A 16,581-nucleotide genomic window follows, 5' to 3' on the forward strand; every position below is an offset into this window, starting at 1 on the left:
CCCCGCATGACCGGTTCACCGGGATCAGCAGGACCGGCGGGGCCGGCGAGACCGGAGGCCGGGCCGCCGCCGGTTCCCGCCGTACGCGTCCCCCGGCGCCGCGGCACCGAACTCGCCCTGCTCGTCCTCGCCGTGCTGCTCAGCGTGTACGGCTACTGCGACGTGGGCCTCGCCCGCAACGGCACTCTCCCGCCCGGCGCCGCCGGTTACGGCGCCGGGCTCGGCGTGCTCGCGCTGCTCGCGCATGTCGCCGTCCGGCTCCGGGCCCCGTACGCGGATCCGCTGCTGCTTCCCATCGCGGTGCTCCTGAACGGGCTCGGCCTCGTCCTCATCTACCGCCTCGACCTGTCGACCCCGGGCGACGAGGCGGCGTTCACCCAGCTCGTCTGGTCGACGCTCGGCGTGGGCCTGTTCATCGTCTGCGTCCTTCTGCTGCGCGATCACCGGGTGCTCCAGCGGTACGCGTACCTGAGCGTCGTCGTGGCGCTCGCCCTGATGATCCTGCCGATCTTCTTCCCGGCCGTGAACGGGGCCCGGATCTGGCTCCGGATCGGCGGGTTCTCCATCCAGCCGGGCGAGTTCGCCAAGATCCTGCTCGCGGTCTTCTTCGCCAGCTACCTCGCCGCCAACCGCACCGCCCTGCGCTACACCGGCAAGAAGCTGTGGCTGCTGCAACTGCCGACGATGCGCGTCTTCGCGCCGATCCTCGCGATCTGGCTGCTCAGCGTCGGTGTGCTCATCCTGGAGACCGACCTCGGGACCTCGCTGCTGTTCTTCGGTCTCTTCATCGTCATGCTCTACGTGGCCACGGGCCGGGTCAGCTGGATCGCCATCGGGCTGCTGCTCGCCGCGGCGGGCGCGTTCGTCGTCGCCTCCTTCGAGCCGCATGTGCACGGCCGCGTCGAGGACTGGCTGCACCCCTTCGCCTCCGTCGACGCGGGGAACGGTCCCGGCCAGCTCGCCCAGTCGCTGTTCGCGTTCGCGGCGGGCGGGATGCTCGGCACCGGGCTCGGGCTCGGGCACTCGATCCTCATCGGGTTCGCCGCCAAGTCCGACTTCATCCTGGCGACGGCGGGCGAGGAACTGGGTCTGGTGGGACTGACCGCGATCTTCCTGCTCTACGCGCTGCTCGTGGAGCGCGGCTACCGGGCCGGGCTCGCCCTGCGCGACCCGTTCGGCCGGCTGCTCGCCATCGGCCTCGCCTCGATCGTCGCGCTCCAGGTCTTCGTCATCGCGGGCGGTGTCATGGGTCTGATCCCGCTGACGGGCATGGCGATGCCGTTCCTCGCGCAGGGCGGCTCGTCGCTCGTCACCAACTGGATCATCGTCGCCCTCCTGGTCCGGGTCAGCGACCGGGCCAGGAGCGGCGGCCCGGCGGAGGGCGCCCGGTGACCAGGTACATCCGGCACGCCGCCGCCTTCTGCCTGCTCCTCCTCGCCGCGCTGCTCGTCAACGCGGCCCGGGTGCAGATCTTCCAGGCGTCCGCCCTCGACGACAACGCCGCCAACCGCCGCCCCACCATCACCCGGTACAGCCAGCCCCGCGGCGACATCCTCGTACGGGGGAAGAGCATCACGGGGTCGAGGGACACCGGGCAGCCGCTGCGGTACGAGCGGACGTACAAGAACGGGCCGCTCTACGCGCCCGTCACCGGGTACGCGTCGCAGACGTACGGCACGACGTTCGTGGAGAACGCCGAGGACGGCATCCTGTCCGGCACCGATCCGCTGCTCGCGCCGATCCCGTTCTGGAACGAGATCACCCGCTCGCAGCAGGCCGGCGGCGACGCGGAGACGACCCTGCTGCCCGCCGCGCAGCAGGCCGCGTACGCGGGGCTCGGCGGCAAGAAGGGCGCCGTCGCGGCGGTCGATCCGTCGAGCGGGAAGATCCTCGCGCTGGTCTCCACGCCCTCGTACGACCCCGCGGAGATCGCGGGGACCGGGCGGGCCTCGACCGGCGCGTGGGCGCGGCTCACCGGCGATCCGGACCAGCCGATGCTGAACCGGGCGATCCGGCAGACGTATCCGCCGGGTTCGACGTTCAAGGTGGTCACGGCGGCGGCGGTGCTCGACAACCGGGTCGTCGACTCCCCCGACGAGAAGACCGACACGCCCTCCCCCTACACGCTGCCGGGCACCACGACCCGGCTGACCAACGAGTCCTCGTCCGACGACTGCGAGGACGCGACCCTGGAGTACGCGCTGCGGTGGTCCTGCAACACCGTCTTCGCCAGGCTCGGGGTGAAGGTGGGGCTCTCCGGCATGGTGCGGACGGCGCGGAAGTTCGGCTTCAACGACAGCGGGATCCGCATCCCGATGAGCGTCGCCGCGTCGAACTTCGACACCGGCATGAACAAGGCGCAGCTCGCGCTCTCCTCCATCGGGCAGTACGACACCCGGGCCACCCCGCTGCAGATGGCGATGGTCGCGGCGGCCGTCGCCAACGGGGGGACGCTGATGTCCCCGTACCTCGTCGGGAAGGCGACGGCGAGCGACGGTTCCCCCGTGCGCACCACGTCCGGCAAGACCTACAAGCAGGTCATGTCGGCGTACACGGCGAGCCGGCTCCAGCAGATGATGGTCGATGTCGTGACCAAGGGCACCGGCACCAACGCGCGGATCCCCGGGGCGACCGTGGGCGGCAAGACGGGCACCGCGCAGAACGGCGTGCGCAACGAGGGCGTGCCCTACGCCTGGTTCATCTCCTACGCGCAGGCCGCCGACGCGTCCACGCCGCAGGTGGCGGTCGCCGTGGTGGTGGAGGACGCGGCGGCGGACCGCGCGGACATCAGCGGCGGCGGCAGCGCGGCGCCGATCGCGCGGTCGGTGATGCGGGCGGTGCTCGACACCGGGGACGGCTGACCGGTCCCGGTCCATCGCTGCCCTCAGGGCTCAGCCCTCCGCGCCCGCCCTGATCGCCTCCTGCACCTCCGCGACCCGCCCCTGCTCTTCGGCCGCGAACCGGTCCGCGTCCAGCTTCTCGGCGATCTCCTCGTCCTCGTTCATGAGCGCGTCGAGGTTGGAGTTGCCCATCTCGAAGACGCCCATGTCGACGTAGGCCTGCTGGAGGCGCGGACCCCACAGGCCGATGTCCTTGACGCAGGGCACGATCCGCGAGAACAGCAACTGGCGGAAGATCGCCAGGAACTCGGACTGCTCGGAGTACTCCACCGCCTGCGCCTTCGGGATGCCGAAGTCCGCCAGGACCTCTTCACCGCGCAGCCGGTCGCGCATCAGGTAGCAGCCCTCGATGACGAACTCCTCGCGTTCGCGCAGTTCGGCGTCGGTGAGCTGCTTGTAGTAGTCGCGCAGCGCCATCCGCCCGAAGGCGACGTGGCGGGCCTCGTCCTGCATCACATAGGCGAGGATCTGCTTGGGCAGCGGCTTGTCGGTGGTGTCGCGGATCAGGCCGAACGCGGCGAGCGCGAGCCCTTCGATGAGGACCTGCATGCCGAGGTAGGGCATGTCCCAGCGGGAGTCACGGAGGGTGTCGCCGAGGAGGGCCTGGAGGTTGTCGTTGATCGGGTAGAGCATCCCGATCTTCTCGTGCAGGAAGCGGCCGTAGATCTCGGCGTGCCGCGCCTCGTCCATGGTCTGTGTCGCCGAGTAGAGCTTGGCGTCGAGGTCGGGGACGGACTCGACGATGCGCGCCGCGCACACCATCGCGCCCTGCTCCCCGTGCAGGAACTGGCTGAACTGCCAGGAGGCGTAATGCTTGCGCAGTTCGCCCTTGTCCTTCTCGGTCATCTTCGCCCAGTGGGGCGTGCCGTACAGGGACATCGCCTCGTCCGGGGTGCCGAGGGGGTCGTAGGGGTCGACCTCCAGCTCCCAGTCGATGCGTTTGGCGCCGTCCCACTGCTTGTCCTTGCCCTTCTGGTACAGGGCGAGCAGGCGGTCGCGCCCGTCGTCGTATTCCCAGCTCATGCGGGCCGAACTGGCCGACGGTATCTGCCAGTTGGGCTCGCTCGGGGCCCTGGTGTACAGCTCGTGCGTCGACATACCGGCAGGCTCACACGGTGTTGTACGCGGGGTCAACAAGTCGTGCGGGAGGGATTGACGTGCTTACTGACGCGCAGTCTCATAAGACGGGCACACCGGGAAGCGGATCAGGGAACAGGGAGTTCGGCGATGACCACCATGACGGATGCGGACGCGGTGGACGGACTGCGGGACGCGCTCGGTCTGCTCAAGGACCGCGAGCAGGTGGCCGAGCGGCTGCTCGACTCCTCCGCCAAGCACTCCTTCGACCCCGACAAGGAGCTGGACTGGGACGCCCCCTTCGAGGACGGCAAGTGGTTCTGGCCGCCAGAGCTGGTCTCCCTGTACGACACGCCGCTGTGGCGCCGGATGAGCGAGCAGCAGCGCATCGACCTGTCCCGGCACGAGGCGGCGGCGCTCGCCTCCCTCGGCATCTGGTTCGAGCTGATTCTGATGCAGCTCCTCGTGCGGCACGTCTACGACAAAGCGGCGACGAGCCAGCACGTCCGGTACGCGCTCACCGAGATCGAGGACGAGTGCCGGCACTCCAAGATGTTCGCGCGGCTGATCACCCGCGGCGAGACCCCGTACTACCCCGTGGCGCCCGTCCACCACGCGCTGGGCCGCCTGTTCAAGACGATCTCCACGACGCCGGGATCGTTCACGGCGACGCTGCTCGGCGAGGAGATACTCGACTGGATGCAGCGCCTGACCTTCCCGGACGAGCGCGTGCAGACGCTCATCCGCGGCGTCACCCGCATCCACGTGGTCGAGGAGGCGCGGCATGTCCGGTACGCGCGTGAGGAGTTGCGGCGCCAGATGGTGACGGCGCCGCGCTGGTCGCAGGAGTTCACGCGGCTCACCTCGGGTGAGTTCGCGCGCGTCTTCTCGGAGGCGTTCATCAACCCCGAGGTCTACACGAACGTCGGACTCGACCGGCGGGAGGCCGTCGCGCAGGTCAAGGCGAGCGGGCACCGCCGCGAGATCATGCAGACCGGCGCGAAGCGGCTCACCGACTTCCTCGACGACATCGGCGTGCTGCGCGGCGTGGGCCGCCGCATGTGGCGGTCGTCCGGGCTCCTCGCCTGAGCCTGACGGGACGGACCAGGTGACGGCTACTCTTCCGGGCATGACGTCGGCAACGGGCACGCCCGCCTACAGACGGCTCAGCGTCGGGGAACGGCGCGCGCAACTCCTCGAGACGGCCCTCTCGCTCTTCGCGCACCGGGCACCCGAGGAGGTCTCGCTCGACGACGTGGCCGAGGCGGCGGGCGTCTCCCGGCCGCTCGTCTACCGCTACTTCCCCGGCGGCAAGCAGCAGTTGTACGAGGCCGCGCTGCGCTCCGCCGCCGACGTCCTTGAGGGGTGCTTCGCCGAGCCCGCCGAGGGCCCGCTGACGGCTCGCCTCGCCCGCGCGCTCGACCGCTACCTGGCCTTCGTCGACGGGCACGACATGGGGTTCGCGGCGCTGCTCCAGGGCGGCAGCGTCGTCGAGACCTCCCGTACGACGGCGATCGTGGACGGCGTCCGGCGCGCCGCCGCCCACCACATCCTCAGCCACCTCCTGGCGACGGAACCGGGCCCGCGCCTCCGGATGACGGTCCGCATGTGGATCACCGCCGTCGAGGCGGCGTCCCTGATCTGGCTCGACGAGGGCAAGCAGCCCCCGCTGAGCGAGCTGCGCGACGGCCTCGTCGACCAGTTCATGGCGGCCCTCACGGCCACGGCGACCCGCGACCCCCAGACCGCCGAGGTCGTCCGCCGCGCCCTCGACATGGAGGAGCCGGACGGCCCGGTGGGCCATCTGGCGCGGCGCGTGCTGCCGGTGGTGAGCGGGGCGGTGCATCTGCTGTGACGCAGGTGGCGTGCGCCTGCGGCGACGCGGTGTGCATGCGCATGCCGTGACGCGGTGTGCATGCGCCCGCGGTGACACCGGGGGCCGCCCGCTGTGACGCCGATGGCGTGAAAGCGGTGACACTGGTGGCGTGAAGAGCGAAGACATCCCCTTTGTCGGCGGGCCCCTCGACGGGCGGTCGCTGCCCGTTCTGGTGACCGCCACCGGGAACCCGCCCAAGGTGTACAAGGTGCCCGTGCCGGACGCGGGTGGTGGGCCCGACACCGTGCTCGTGTACGTGCGTGAGCCCGTGCCCGACGGGAAGGCCGTGCGGCTCGTGCAGAAGTGGCGGTACGCGTTCGTGCCCGACGGGAAGGTGCGGCGGAGCGTGCGGTGGCCCTGGTCGAGGTCGGGGGCGTGAGGGGCGCCGCCCGCCCGCAGGAGTGGTGTCGTTGGGCCGAACCGCGCAGCCCCGCGCGTAGGGACGGGCGGGGGCTGTGATGTTCACGGTGCGGGGCGCGCAGGGCGGTCCGCGCCGGAGGTGATGAGGTGTCGGGCAGAGTGGTGCGCGGGGTGTGCGCGGTGGCCGTCATGGGGGCGGTCCTCGCGCCGGGTACCGCGGGCGCGGTGCCGGGGCCGCCGGGTGGGGAGCCGTCCGTCGCCGGGCTGCTGACGGAGCTGCGGGGCCTGTACCGGCAGGCCGAGGAGGCCACCGAGGCGTACAACGCCACCGAGGAGGAGCTGAGGGAGCGGCGGACGCGGGCCGAGTCGCTCGCCGAGGAACTGGCCGCCGCGCGGGGCTCGCTGCACGGCAGCCGTCTCGCGGCCGGGCGGCTCGCGCGGGAGCAGTACCAGGGGCGCAGCGACATCTCCCCGTACGTACGGCTGCTCCTCGCCCGTGACCCGCAGCACGCGCTCGACCAGGGCCATGTCGTCCTGCGGGCCGCCCGGGACCGGATGGCCACCGTCGACCGGCTGACCGGCGACGAGAAGAAGGCCGACACGCTCGCCACGCAGGCGCGGGCCGCGCTCGACGAGCAGCTGCGGCTCGCGGACGCGCGGAAGAAGGACCGGGACGCGGTGCGGGGGCGGCTCCGCGAGGTGGAGGAGCTCCTCGCGTCCCTCACCCCCGAGCAGCTCGCCGAGGTGAGCCGTCTGGAGGACGCCGGGACCGCGGTCGCGCAGCGGGCGTTCATGGCTTCCGGAGCGCTCAGCTCGGTCGGGCGGGCGCCGTCGAAGGCGGGCGGGGCGGCGCTCGCGTACGCCCTGCGACAGGTCGGGAAGCCGTACGTGTGGGGCGCGGAGGGACCGGAGTCGTTCGACTGCTCGGGGCTCACCTCGCAGGCGTGGGCGCACGCGGGGCGGAAGATCCCGCGCACCTCGCAGCAGCAGTGGGCGAATCTGCCGAAGGTGGCGATGGACCGGCTGCGCCCCGGCGACCTCGTCGTCTACTTCCGCAAGGCCACGCACGTCGCCCTGTACCTCGGCAAGGGGCAGGTGGTGCAGGCGCCGCGGCCCGGGTCCCGGGTGAAGGTGTCGCCGATCGCGGCGAACCCGGTGCTCGGGGCGGTCCGCCCGGACCCGGAGGCCAAGGCGATGACCGGGTACCGGCCGCCGCCGCTGCCGCGCGGAGCGACAGCGGGCGACGACACGGGCTATGACGCGGGCTATGACACGGGTGACGCCGGCGGCTGACCGGCTCAGCTCACCGAGGCCAGGTACGCGGCCGTCTTCTCCGGCTCGTAGAAGAAGTTCTCGAAGTCGGCCGGGTTGTTGAACCCGTTCGCGAAACGGTCGGCGACCGGCTGGAGCTGACCGGCCGCGCCGATCAGGTTGAGGACGTGCTCCGGCGGGGCGCCGAGCATCGCGTTCGTCCACTTCGTGACGTGCTGCGCGGTCTCCCAGTACCGGTCGAACGCCGACTGCATCCACTCCTCGTCGAACGGCTGGTCGGCGCGCTCGACGATGGACGCCAGGTACGAGGCCGCGCACTTGGACGCCGAGTTGGAGCCCTGCCCGGTGATCGGGTCGTTGGCCACGACCACGTCGGCGACGCCGAGGACCGCGCCGCCGCCGGGCAGCCGCCCGATGGGGTTGCGGACGGTCGGGGCGTAGCGCCCGGCGAGAGTGCCGTTGGCGTCGGTCAGCTCGACCTTCGTGGCGCGCGCGTACTCCCAGGGCACGAACCTCTCCATCAGTTCGAGCGTCAGCGCCAGGTGCTTGGAGGGGTCCTTGACACCCTTGAACACGTCGAGCGGGCCACCGGGGACGCCCTCCCAGAAGAGGATGTCGGCGCGGCCGGACGTCGTCAGCGTCGGCATGATGAACAGCTCGCCGACGCCGGGTACGAGGTTGCAGCGGACGGCGTCGAAGTCCGGGTGCTCGGGGCGGACGTCGAGCCCGTGCACGTACGCCACCGCGAGGGCGCGCTGCGGCTCGCTGTACGGGGAGCGGGAGGCGTCGCGGCCGAACATCGAGACGAGTTCGCCCTTGCCCGCCGAGACGAGCACCAGGTCGTAGGTGCGCGAGAAGTAGTCCAGGTCGGAGACGGCGGCGCCGTGGATGACGAGCTGGCCGCCGCGCTGCGCGAACGTCTCCATCCAGCCGGCCATCTTCACGCGCTGGTCGACGGATTGCGCGAAGCCGTCGAGCCTGCCGACCCAGTCGATGGCGCGCTGCGAGGGGCCCGGGTCGAAGGAGCCGGGCGCGGCGACGGAGACGCCGAGGCCCTCGATCTTCGGCGCCTGCGACTCCCAGAAGTTGAGCTGGAGGTCGCGCTCGTGCTGGAGCGCGGTGTGGAACATGCACTGCGTCGACATGACCCGGCCGGAGCGGATCTCGTCGGCGGTGCGGTTGGACATCAGGGTGACCTCGTAGCCGTGGGACTGCAGGCCCAGGGCGAGCTGGAGACCGGACTGGCCGGCTCCGACGACGAGTATCTTCCGCGACATACGCTGCCTCTAACTGATCACTGATGAGTAGGGGGACGGGAGTTCGGGGTCACTCGGGGGTGACGTCCAGGGCGTGGCCGACCAGGGCGAGCAGGGTCTCGATCGCCGATATCCGGCGGCGCGCGTCCATGATCAGTACGGGTACGTGCGACGGCACCGTCAAGGCCTCGCGCACGTCCTCCTCCTCGTACTCCTCGGTCCCGTCGAAGTGGTTGACGGCCACGACGTACGGCAGTCCGCAGCTCTCGAAGTAGTCGAGGGCCGGGAAGCAGTCGTCCAGCCTGCGGGTGTCGGCGAGGACGACGGCGCCGATCGCGCCGCGCACCAGGTCGTCCCACATGAACCAGAAACGGTCCTGCCCCGGCGTGCCGAACAGGTACAGGACCAGATCGTCGTCGAGCGTGAGGCGGCCGAAGTCCATGGCGACGGTCGTGGTCGTCTTGTCCGGCGTCGCGGAGAGGTCGTCGGTGTCCTCGCTCGCCCGCGTCATCAGCGCCTCCGTCTGGAGGGGCTCGATCTCGGAGACGGCGGTGACCAGGGTCGTCTTGCCGACGCCGAAGCCGCCCGCCACCACGATCTTCGTGGCGACGGGGGCCCGGGTGGTGTCCGTCTGCCAGGGCTGCAGCTGCTCCTCCTCGCCGGGCAGACCGGCGAGGAGGTCAGAGACGGCGGAGTCCACTCAGCACCCTTTCGAGCAGCGCGCGGTCCGGCTGTCCCGGGCCGTGACCGGTTCCGTACACGCGGATCTTTCCCTGGTCGGCGAGGTCGCTCAGCAGGACGCGGACCACGCCCAGGGGCATCTTCAACAGCGCGGCGATCTCGGCGACCGTGCGCATGCGGCGGCACAGCGCGACGATGGCGCGCATCTCGGGCATGACGCCCGCGAGCGTTCCCTTCCCTATTTCGAGGCGCTCGTCCGGGCCCTCGATCGCGGCGGTGCTCGCGATGAACGTCTCCACGAGGAGGACGTGGCCGAAGCGGGTGCGGCCGCCGGTCAGGGAGTAGGGGCGTACACGGGCCGGTTTGCGGTCGGCGCCGCGTACGGGGAGTTTGGGGCTGGTCACCGGGTGCTCTCTCCGCTCTGATGACTCTGGTCGCCCTGGTTCTGCTCCATGGACTGGCGCAGCTCGCTGCGGAGTTCGGGCGTCAGGACGTGTCCGGCGCGGCCCACGAACAGCGCCATGTGGTACGCGACGACGCTCATGTCGCAGTCCGGGGTGGCGTGCACGCCGAGCAGGGAGCCGTCGCTGATGGACATGACGAAGAGGCTGCCGTCCTCCATCGCGACCATGGTCTGCTTGACGCCGCCGCCGTCCATCAGCTTCGCGGCGCCGATGGTCAGGGAGCCGACGCCGGAGACGATGGTGGCCAGGTCGGCGCTGGAGCCCTTCGGGCCGCCGGTGCGGTCGACGGGGGCCTCGGTGTTCCTCCCGGGGTCGGAGGAGAGCAGGAGCAGCCCGTCGGACGAGACGACCGCGACGGAGAGCAGCCCTGGCACCTCCTCTACGAGATTGGTCAGCAGCCAGTGCAGATTGCGTGCCTCGCTGCTGAGCGCGGGGTTGTTGAGTGCAGGGGTGGGCGCAGTCAACTGCTTGCCTCCTCGGCTGTGTCCCCCTTGGCTTCTGCGAAACGTTCCCGGGTCCCGGCCCGGGTCGCGGGCGCCCCGTCCTCGATCTCGGCCTCCACGGCGCGGCGGCCCTTCTGGGCGCCACTGTGGAACCCGCCGAGCCTGCGGCGCAGCGCGTCCGCGTCGACGGCCCCCGTACGCGGCTTCGCGACGGCGGCCGGCGCGCTCACCTTCGGGGTCCGCTTGGGCAGCCCCTTGTCGGTGACGCGCTCCCAGCGCGGGGGCGGGGGGCCGGAACGTGGCCCTCCGGGGGGTCGGCGGGGGGATCGTCCGGGGTGCGGGTGCCAGTGCCGGGGGCGGGGGTCTGCGTGGACGCGGGGTCCTGGTCCTGGGCTGGCCCGGGGAGCTGGTCGCTCGGGTCCTGGGCGGGCGCGGGTGCCTGCTCGCGCTGGGGCGCGGGGTTTTGGGCGCGCGGCGGCGTGAGCTCGGCGTCCTGCTCGCGCTGGGGCGCGGGGTTTTGGGCGCGCGGCGACGCGAGTGCGGCGTTTTGCCCGCGCGCGGGCTCGGCGTCCTGCTCGCGCAGGGGCGCAGGGGTCTCCGGCGGGGGCGGGGCGAGGAGCTCCATCGTGGTCTCGGACTCGGACTCGGACTCGGGTCCACGGGCGACCCGGGGTTCGGCCTGCGCGGCGTCCTCGTCGCCGCCCTGGGCGCCGGAGTCGAGCCCCGCCTCCCGCACGGCCTCCTCGGCGGCCTCGATGAGCGGGTCCGCTATGCCCTGGGCCGCGGTGGCCCGAGCCCGGTCGGCGGTGTCGACCGGGTCCGGCACGGGCCCGTCCGGTGCGGGCCCGTCCGGTGCGGAGGCACCGCCTGTGTCCGGACCGGAACCGTCGTCCGAGCCCTGCTCCAGGTCGGCGGCGGACGCCTGCTCCGGGTCGGCCACGGGTGCCTGCTCCGGGTCGGCGCTCACCTGACGGCCGTTCAGGACGTTGGAGTTGGCCTCCGCCTCCGAGCCGGGGAGGTGGACCGCCGGGGCGCCGCCCGGGACCGGGACCGGCGGGGGTGCCGCCACCGCGGGGACGGCGGCGAGGAGCGCGGTGGGGAGGACGACGACCGCCGCGACCCCGCCCTGCTTCTGCTCGCGCAAGCGGACCCGTACGCCGTGCCGCGCCGCGAGGCGGGCGACGACGTAGAGGCCGAGGCCGAGCCCGTCGGAGTCCTCGGGGTCGTGGGTCTGGTCGGCGGAGAACTCCGAGAGGCGCCCGTTCAGCTCGCGCAGCTTGTCGTCGGCGATGCCGATGCCCTCGTCCTGGACGGAGAGCATGACCTCGCCGTTCTCCAGGAGCCAGGCGGAGACCTCGACGGCGGCGTCGGGCGGCGAGAACGAGGTGGCGTTCTCCAGGAGCTCGGCCACGAGATGGCTCAGGTCGTCCGCCGCGAACCCGGCGATGTGCGCGTGCGGCGGCAGCGCGGCGATCCGGACCCGCTCGTACCGCTCGATCTCGGAGACGGCGGCGCGCAGCACGTCGACGAGCGGCACGGACCCGGCGTGCTGCTGCCCGTGCTCGGCGCCGGCGAGCACGAGGAGGTTCTCGCTGTGGCGCCGCATGACGGTCGCGAAGTGGTCGAGCTTGAAGAGGGTGGCGAGCTGCTCGGGTCCTGCTCGCGGTCCTCCAGGCTCTCGATGATGCCGAGCTGGCGCTCGACGAGCCCGAGGGTGCGCAGCGCGAGGTTGACGAAGGTCCCGTTGATGGAGTGCTTGGCCCGCTCCAACTGAGCTGTCGCGTCCGCCAGTTCGGCGCGGAGCTTGTCCCGGTCGTCGGCCATGCGCTGGCGCTCGCCCACGAGGTGCTTGCGGTCGGCCTCCAGGGTCCCCTGCCGCTCGTGGAGGGCGACGGCGTGCGCGTGGAGGGCGTTGACCGAGCGGACGACCTGGGCGAACTCGTCGTTGCGCCCGGTGAACTTGACCGGCTCCTCGGTCGCCGGGGACTCGGCGACCCGCGCGGACCCGATCCGGACCACCGCGAGCGGCCGCGTCAGCGACCGCGCCGCGCCCATCGCGAAACCGAGCGCCACGAGCAGGCAGACGCCGACGAGGGCGATCCGGATCTCCAGGTCGTCGACGTCGTCGTCGCGCAGCCGCTCCAGGCTCTTGACGCGCTGGTCACCGAGCGCGGACTCGGCGCCCCGCATCGCGTCGATCCGGGCGGTGAGCGCGGCGTCGACGTTCTTGGCGTTGTACCCCAGCTCGTCCTCGGAGAGCGTCGGCGCGTCCGTCAGCCGGGCCAGGTACGTGTCGGCCTTCTCGATGTCGGCGCCGGTGACGGTGGAGTCGTACGCGGAGACGGACGCGGCCGGGGCGGAGTCCCGGAAGTCGTCGAGAGCGGCCTGTTCGCGGACGCGGGCCCGCTGGGCGGCGGCGCTCAGCCCGTCGCGCTGCTTGCTCTCGGGCGAGTCGGTGTTCCGGACGGTGGTGGGCAGCCCCGTGATCGGGTCGATGGTCGTCGTGGTGGAGGACTCGGGGACGGCGTACGCGGCGAGCAGCAGCCCGCGGGCGGCGGAGGCCTGGTCGACGGCGCGGTCGAGGTCGGCGAGCGCGTGCGCGCCGGCACCCGCGCGGGGCGGCATCGCGTCGGCCAGCTCCTCGGCGAGCCGGTGCAGCTCCGTGATGGCCTCGGAGTACGAGGTGTGGGCCTCCAGGGCGGTGCCCTTGCCGGTGAGGGCGGCGCGCCGGACGGCGGCGATGTCGTCGACGGTGCGCCGCAGCGACCCCTCGGCGTCGGTCCGCAACTCCTCGACCTGCCGGTCGACCCGGGCGCTGCGCTGCTCGCTCAGCCCCTTCCCCTTGGGACGTCCGGCGGCGATGAAGGCGCTGACCTCGTCGCGTTCGTCGGAGAGCGCGTGCGACAGGGCGACGGCGCGCTGGGTCCGCTCCGCGTCGTCCACGAGCCCCTGGGACTCGGACACGCGTCCGGAGGCGGTGAGGAGGGCGGGCGCCCCGGCACCGACGACGGCGGCGGCCACGACAGCCACGGCGATGATGAGCCGGTTCCGCACCCGGGCCCGCTTGCCCTTGCCGACGGGCACGGCGGTCGCGGGGCCGGGCTGCTTCACACCCGGCCGGACCGATTCCTCAGACGCCCGGCCCGAGGCCGAGGACGCGGCCGCTTCCGTCACAGAGGGGGCCGATTCCAAGCCACCCGCACCCTCCGGCCCACCCGTCCCGCTGGCCACGTCACTGCCGGAGGTGTTCCGCACCTGGTGCTCGCATTCCTGACTCGTCCTACCCATGGGCGCAGGTGACGGTCCGACAACCCACGCGCCCCTCTGGCATGGCTCCCGACCATTCCAGTGCCCGTGAGCAGGGGGCGCACATCACCTTGCCCGCCACCCGAAGGAGTGAACATCGAGCGGGAGTTGAGGAGCAAGTTCCCCGGGCACCGTGTCGGGGCCCCGGCGGTGCGCCGGTTGGACGTCTCCCACAGGCTTTGAAAAGATGCCCCGCCACGCTCCGACGGAGCCGATCATTCCGCCCCAAAACACCCGCCCGACCTGCCCGTACGCCCCGAACCCCGCGCTCACGGCGCGCCATCGCACCCCTCGGGCAGACTGGCCGAATGCGCATCGAACTGGCCACCGAACCCGGCACCCAGGACCGCCCGAACGAGGACTACGCGTCGGTCGCGGTTCCGGCCTCCGGACAGGGCGGCACCCTGGTCGTCCTGGACGGTGTCACCCCTCCGACCGGCGACGACGGTTGTCTGCATTCCGTCCATTGGTTCACGTCCCGCCTGGGTGGCGCACTCGCCGAACTGTCCGCTTCGCGCCTGGATATGACGTTGCGTGACATCCTCGCGGCGGCGCTCGCGCGCACCGCCGACGCACACCGCGCGACCTGTGACCTTTCTCACCCGCGCACGCCTCAGGCAACCGTCGTACTGGCCCGCTGGGACGCGGAGCGCGTCGCCCACCTGGTGCTGTCGGACTCCGCACTCCTGGTCGAGGCGCCGGACGGCACGGTGACGGCCCTGCTCGACGACCGCCTGGACCGGGTGCCCCGAGCGAACCTCGTCTCCGACGCGGTGGCCGACGCGACCGCACGCAACAAGGAGGGCGGCTTCTTCACGGCCGCGGCAGACCCGACGGTGGCGACCCGCGCCGTCACCGGCACCCTCCCCCGCTCCGAGGTCCGAGCGCTGGCGGCGATGACCGACGGGGTGACGCGCTGGGTGGAGAAGTTCAAGGAGGGCGACTGGCCCGCCTTGTTCGCGCTCGTACGCAAGGAGGGCGCGGAGGCGACAGTGGCCCGGGTCCGGGCACTGGAGGACGCGGACGCGGAGTCCCGTACATACCTGCGCCGCAGCAAGCTCCATGACGACGCCACCCTGGTATACGCCGAGTTGTGACATGTCAGCCCCTCCGGCGATTGAGGAGCGGGGCCCGGGGCGGAGCCCCGTGACGGTGCGCCCGACAAACCCGAACTACTCCGCCCCGGCATTCAACTGATGCAGCAGCCGGGCAAGCTCAGCCACCTCCACCCGATCCCACCCGGCAAGCTGCCGCACATACCGCTCACGCCGGGCATCCCGAACCCGCCCGAAATCAACCCGCCCGCGCTCGGTGAGCGAGACGAGCCAGGCGCGCCCGTCGGCGGGATCGGGCTCCCGGGAGACGAATCCCAGCTCCTCGAGGGCGCGCAACTGCCGGCTCATCGTCGCCTTGCCGACCCCGATGTACGCGGCGAGCTCGGTGGCCCGCTGCGCCCCGCACTCCTCAAGGCGCACGAGGAGCCCGTACGCGGCCGGCTCCAGATCGGGATGGACCTCGCGGGCCATCTCGCCGGAGGAGGCGCGGGCGCGGCGCAGGAAGACGGTCAACTCCCGTTCCAGTGCGAGGAATTCCTGGTCCACACCATTTCGCCCCGGCGCGGAATTCCCGCCGCGTTCGGCGGCGCGCCGCTCCCCGTTCCCGTCTTCGTGCACGTCAGCACCCATGGCCAGAGTTTCCCCGGGTTTCCCAGTTCTGAAAGTTTTCGCCAATCGCGGCAATCACCGCAGCTCCGTCAGTATTTCGCAGGAGTAGACCAACGGCGGCATCCGGACCCTCTTCCCTCCCCCGGGTCTACATGCGTAGCGTCGTGCATGGCATGTCCACACCAGCGGCGTCCAGGTCAGTGACGTACACGGACGTCCACGGTGCCATCCCCACCTGTGACATGCCGAGAGGTCGCACACCCGGCACAGGTCCCCGACCGGCGCCTCGCTGGTCCCCCACGGCCTTCATGGAGGCATGCAATGCCCGTGCACAGACCCGGATCCCGCAAGCGCAGAACCGTCGCCACCGGCGCCTTGTTCGCCGCGCTCTCCCTCCTCTTCGCCCTGCCGAACGCCGCACAGGCCGCCGATGTGCCCGCCCGCGGCACGGCCCACCTGGGCATGGGCGTCGCCGCGCACGACGGCGACACCGGCCAGGGCCCGATCGGCCGCGCCACCCAGACGGAGGGCGTCGACGTCAGCAGCCACCAGGGCAACGTGGCCTGGTCGACCCTGTGGAACAGCGGCGTGAAGTGGGCCTACACCAAGGCCACCGAAGGCACGTACTACACGAACCCGTACTTCGCGCAGCAGTACAACGGCTCGTACAACGTGGGCATGATCCGCGGCGCCTACCACTTCGCGACCCCCGACACCACGAACGGCGCCACGCAGGCCAACTACTTCGTGGACCACGGCGGCGGCTGGTCCAAGGACGGCAGGACGCTGCCCGGCGTGCTCGACATCGAGTGGAACCCGTACGGCGCCGCCTGCTACGGCAAGACGGCCGCCGGCATGGTGACGTGGATCCGCGACTTCGTGAACCAGTACAAGGCGCGCACCGGCCGCGACGCCGTGATCTACACGGCGACGAGCTGGTGGACCCAGTGCACCGGCAACTCCAGCGCGTTCGGCTCGACGAACCCGCTGTGGATCGCCCGCTACGCCTCCACGGTGGGCACGCTGCCCGCGGGCTGGAGCTTCCAGACGATCTGGCAGTACACGTCGAGCGGCCCGACGGTCGGCGACCACAACAAGTTCAACGGCGCCCTCGACCGAGTCCAGGCCCTGGCGAACGGTTGAGCCCTTAAACGCCACGTCCGCCACACTCAAGCCCGTCCGGCGATTGAGGACCGGGGCCCGGGGCAGAGCCCCGTGACGGCACGCGAAGACCCGGGGCTCGCAAATGGAACCCCGGGCCTTCACCATCCGGCCGCGCCCG

At 71.8% G+C, this 16,581-nt stretch carries 15 protein-coding genes and 1 pseudogene; 8 read left to right on the forward strand and 8 right to left on the reverse strand.

Going from position 1 to position 16,581, the window contains the following annotated elements; genetic code table 11:
• Positions 1-6 precede the first annotated feature (6 nt).
• Both N5I75_RS02150 and N5I75_RS02155 read left to right on the forward strand, forming a co-directional pair.
• Positions 7-1,392 carry an FtsW/RodA/SpoVE family cell cycle protein gene (locus N5I75_RS02150; protein WP_476673624.1) on the forward strand — a complete coding sequence of 462 codons (1,386 nt, stop codon included), beginning with the start codon at positions 7-9 and terminating at the stop codon, positions 1,390-1,392.
• Positions 1,389-2,861 carry a penicillin-binding transpeptidase domain-containing protein gene (locus N5I75_RS02155; protein ID WP_476673626.1) on the forward strand — a complete coding sequence of 491 codons (1,473 nt, stop codon included), beginning with the start codon at positions 1,389-1,391 and terminating at the stop codon, positions 2,859-2,861. The genes N5I75_RS02150 and N5I75_RS02155 overlap by 4 nt, the downstream gene beginning before the upstream one ends.
• A gap of 30 nt (positions 2,862-2,891) precedes the next feature.
• Here the strand turns inward: N5I75_RS02155 and N5I75_RS02160 are convergent, their stop codons facing one another.
• Positions 2,892-3,998 carry a ferritin-like domain-containing protein gene (locus N5I75_RS02160; RefSeq protein ID WP_476673628.1) on the reverse strand — a complete coding sequence of 369 codons (1,107 nt, stop codon included), beginning with the start codon at positions 3,996-3,998 and terminating at the stop codon, positions 2,892-2,894.
• 129 nt (positions 3,999-4,127) lie between these two features.
• On the opposite strand from N5I75_RS02160, the gene N5I75_RS02165 reads away from it, so the two are divergent.
• The 4 genes from N5I75_RS02165 to N5I75_RS02180 all read left to right on the forward strand — a co-directional run bounded on the left by N5I75_RS02165 (position 4,128) and on the right by N5I75_RS02180 (position 7,506).
• Positions 4,128-5,066, forward strand: coding sequence for an AurF N-oxygenase family protein (locus N5I75_RS02165; RefSeq protein WP_476673630.1), 939 nt, complete (start codon positions 4,128-4,130; stop codon positions 5,064-5,066).
• Positions 5,067-5,106: 40 nt separating this feature from the next.
• Entirely contained in the window at positions 5,107-5,832 is a 726-nt protein-coding gene (locus N5I75_RS02170) for a TetR/AcrR family transcriptional regulator (protein WP_476673632.1), read from the forward strand.
• A 130-nt stretch (positions 5,833-5,962) separates the two neighbouring features.
• Positions 5,963-6,232 (forward strand): hypothetical protein, encoded by a 270-nt coding sequence (locus N5I75_RS02175; RefSeq protein ID WP_476673634.1) that lies wholly within the window; start codon positions 5,963-5,965, stop codon positions 6,230-6,232.
• 128 nt (positions 6,233-6,360) lie between these two features.
• Positions 6,361-7,506 (forward strand): C40 family peptidase, encoded by a 1,146-nt coding sequence (locus tag N5I75_RS02180; protein ID WP_476673636.1) that lies wholly within the window; start codon positions 6,361-6,363, stop codon positions 7,504-7,506.
• 5 nt (positions 7,507-7,511) lie between these two features.
• On the opposite strand, the gene N5I75_RS02185 is transcribed toward N5I75_RS02180, so the two are convergent.
• The 6 genes and pseudogenes from N5I75_RS02185 to N5I75_RS02210 form a co-directional block, all read right to left on the reverse strand.
• Positions 7,512-8,762 carry a styrene monooxygenase/indole monooxygenase family protein gene (locus N5I75_RS02185; RefSeq protein ID WP_476673638.1) on the reverse strand — a complete coding sequence of 417 codons (1,251 nt, stop codon included), beginning with the start codon at positions 8,760-8,762 and terminating at the stop codon, positions 7,512-7,514.
• A 49-nt stretch (positions 8,763-8,811) separates the two neighbouring features.
• Entirely contained in the window at positions 8,812-9,441 is a 630-nt protein-coding gene (locus tag N5I75_RS02190) for a GTP-binding protein (RefSeq protein ID WP_476673640.1), read from the reverse strand.
• A complete protein-coding gene (locus N5I75_RS02195; protein ID WP_476673641.1) occupies positions 9,422-9,826 on the reverse strand; it encodes a DUF742 domain-containing protein in 405 nt (134 codons plus the stop codon). Before N5I75_RS02195 ends, N5I75_RS02190 begins: the two co-directional genes overlap by 20 nt.
• Positions 9,823-10,350, reverse strand: a complete 528-nt coding sequence (locus N5I75_RS02200; protein ID WP_476673643.1) for a roadblock/LC7 domain-containing protein — start codon at positions 10,348-10,350, stop codon at positions 9,823-9,825. The genes N5I75_RS02195 and N5I75_RS02200 overlap by 4 nt, the downstream gene beginning before the upstream one ends.
• Entirely contained in the window at positions 10,347-10,559 is a 213-nt protein-coding gene (locus tag N5I75_RS02205) for a hypothetical protein (protein WP_476673645.1), read from the reverse strand. The genes N5I75_RS02200 and N5I75_RS02205 overlap by 4 nt, the downstream gene beginning before the upstream one ends.
• Positions 10,556-13,440, reverse strand: a pseudogene (locus N5I75_RS02210) (sensor histidine kinase). Before N5I75_RS02210 ends, N5I75_RS02205 begins: the two are co-directional and overlap by 4 nt.
• 503 nt (positions 13,441-13,943) lie before the next feature.
• On the opposite strand from N5I75_RS02210, the gene N5I75_RS02215 reads away from it, so the two are divergent.
• Positions 13,944-14,732: a protein phosphatase 2C domain-containing protein gene (locus N5I75_RS02215; protein WP_476673647.1), complete on the forward strand. Its 789-nt coding sequence runs from the start codon at positions 13,944-13,946 to the stop codon at positions 14,730-14,732.
• Between the two features lie 75 nt (positions 14,733-14,807).
• On the opposite strand, the gene N5I75_RS02220 is transcribed toward N5I75_RS02215, so the two are convergent.
• Positions 14,808-15,308, reverse strand: coding sequence for a MarR family winged helix-turn-helix transcriptional regulator (locus tag N5I75_RS02220; protein WP_476673863.1), 501 nt, complete (start codon positions 15,306-15,308; stop codon positions 14,808-14,810).
• A gap of 312 nt (positions 15,309-15,620) precedes the next feature.
• On the opposite strand from N5I75_RS02220, the gene N5I75_RS02225 reads away from it, so the two are divergent.
• Positions 15,621-16,442 (forward strand): lysozyme, encoded by an 822-nt coding sequence (locus N5I75_RS02225; RefSeq protein ID WP_476673649.1) that lies wholly within the window; start codon positions 15,621-15,623, stop codon positions 16,440-16,442.
• Positions 16,443-16,581: the final 139 nt, after the last annotated feature.

The sequence above is a fragment of the Streptomyces sp. R818 genome, from assembly GCF_056172735.1.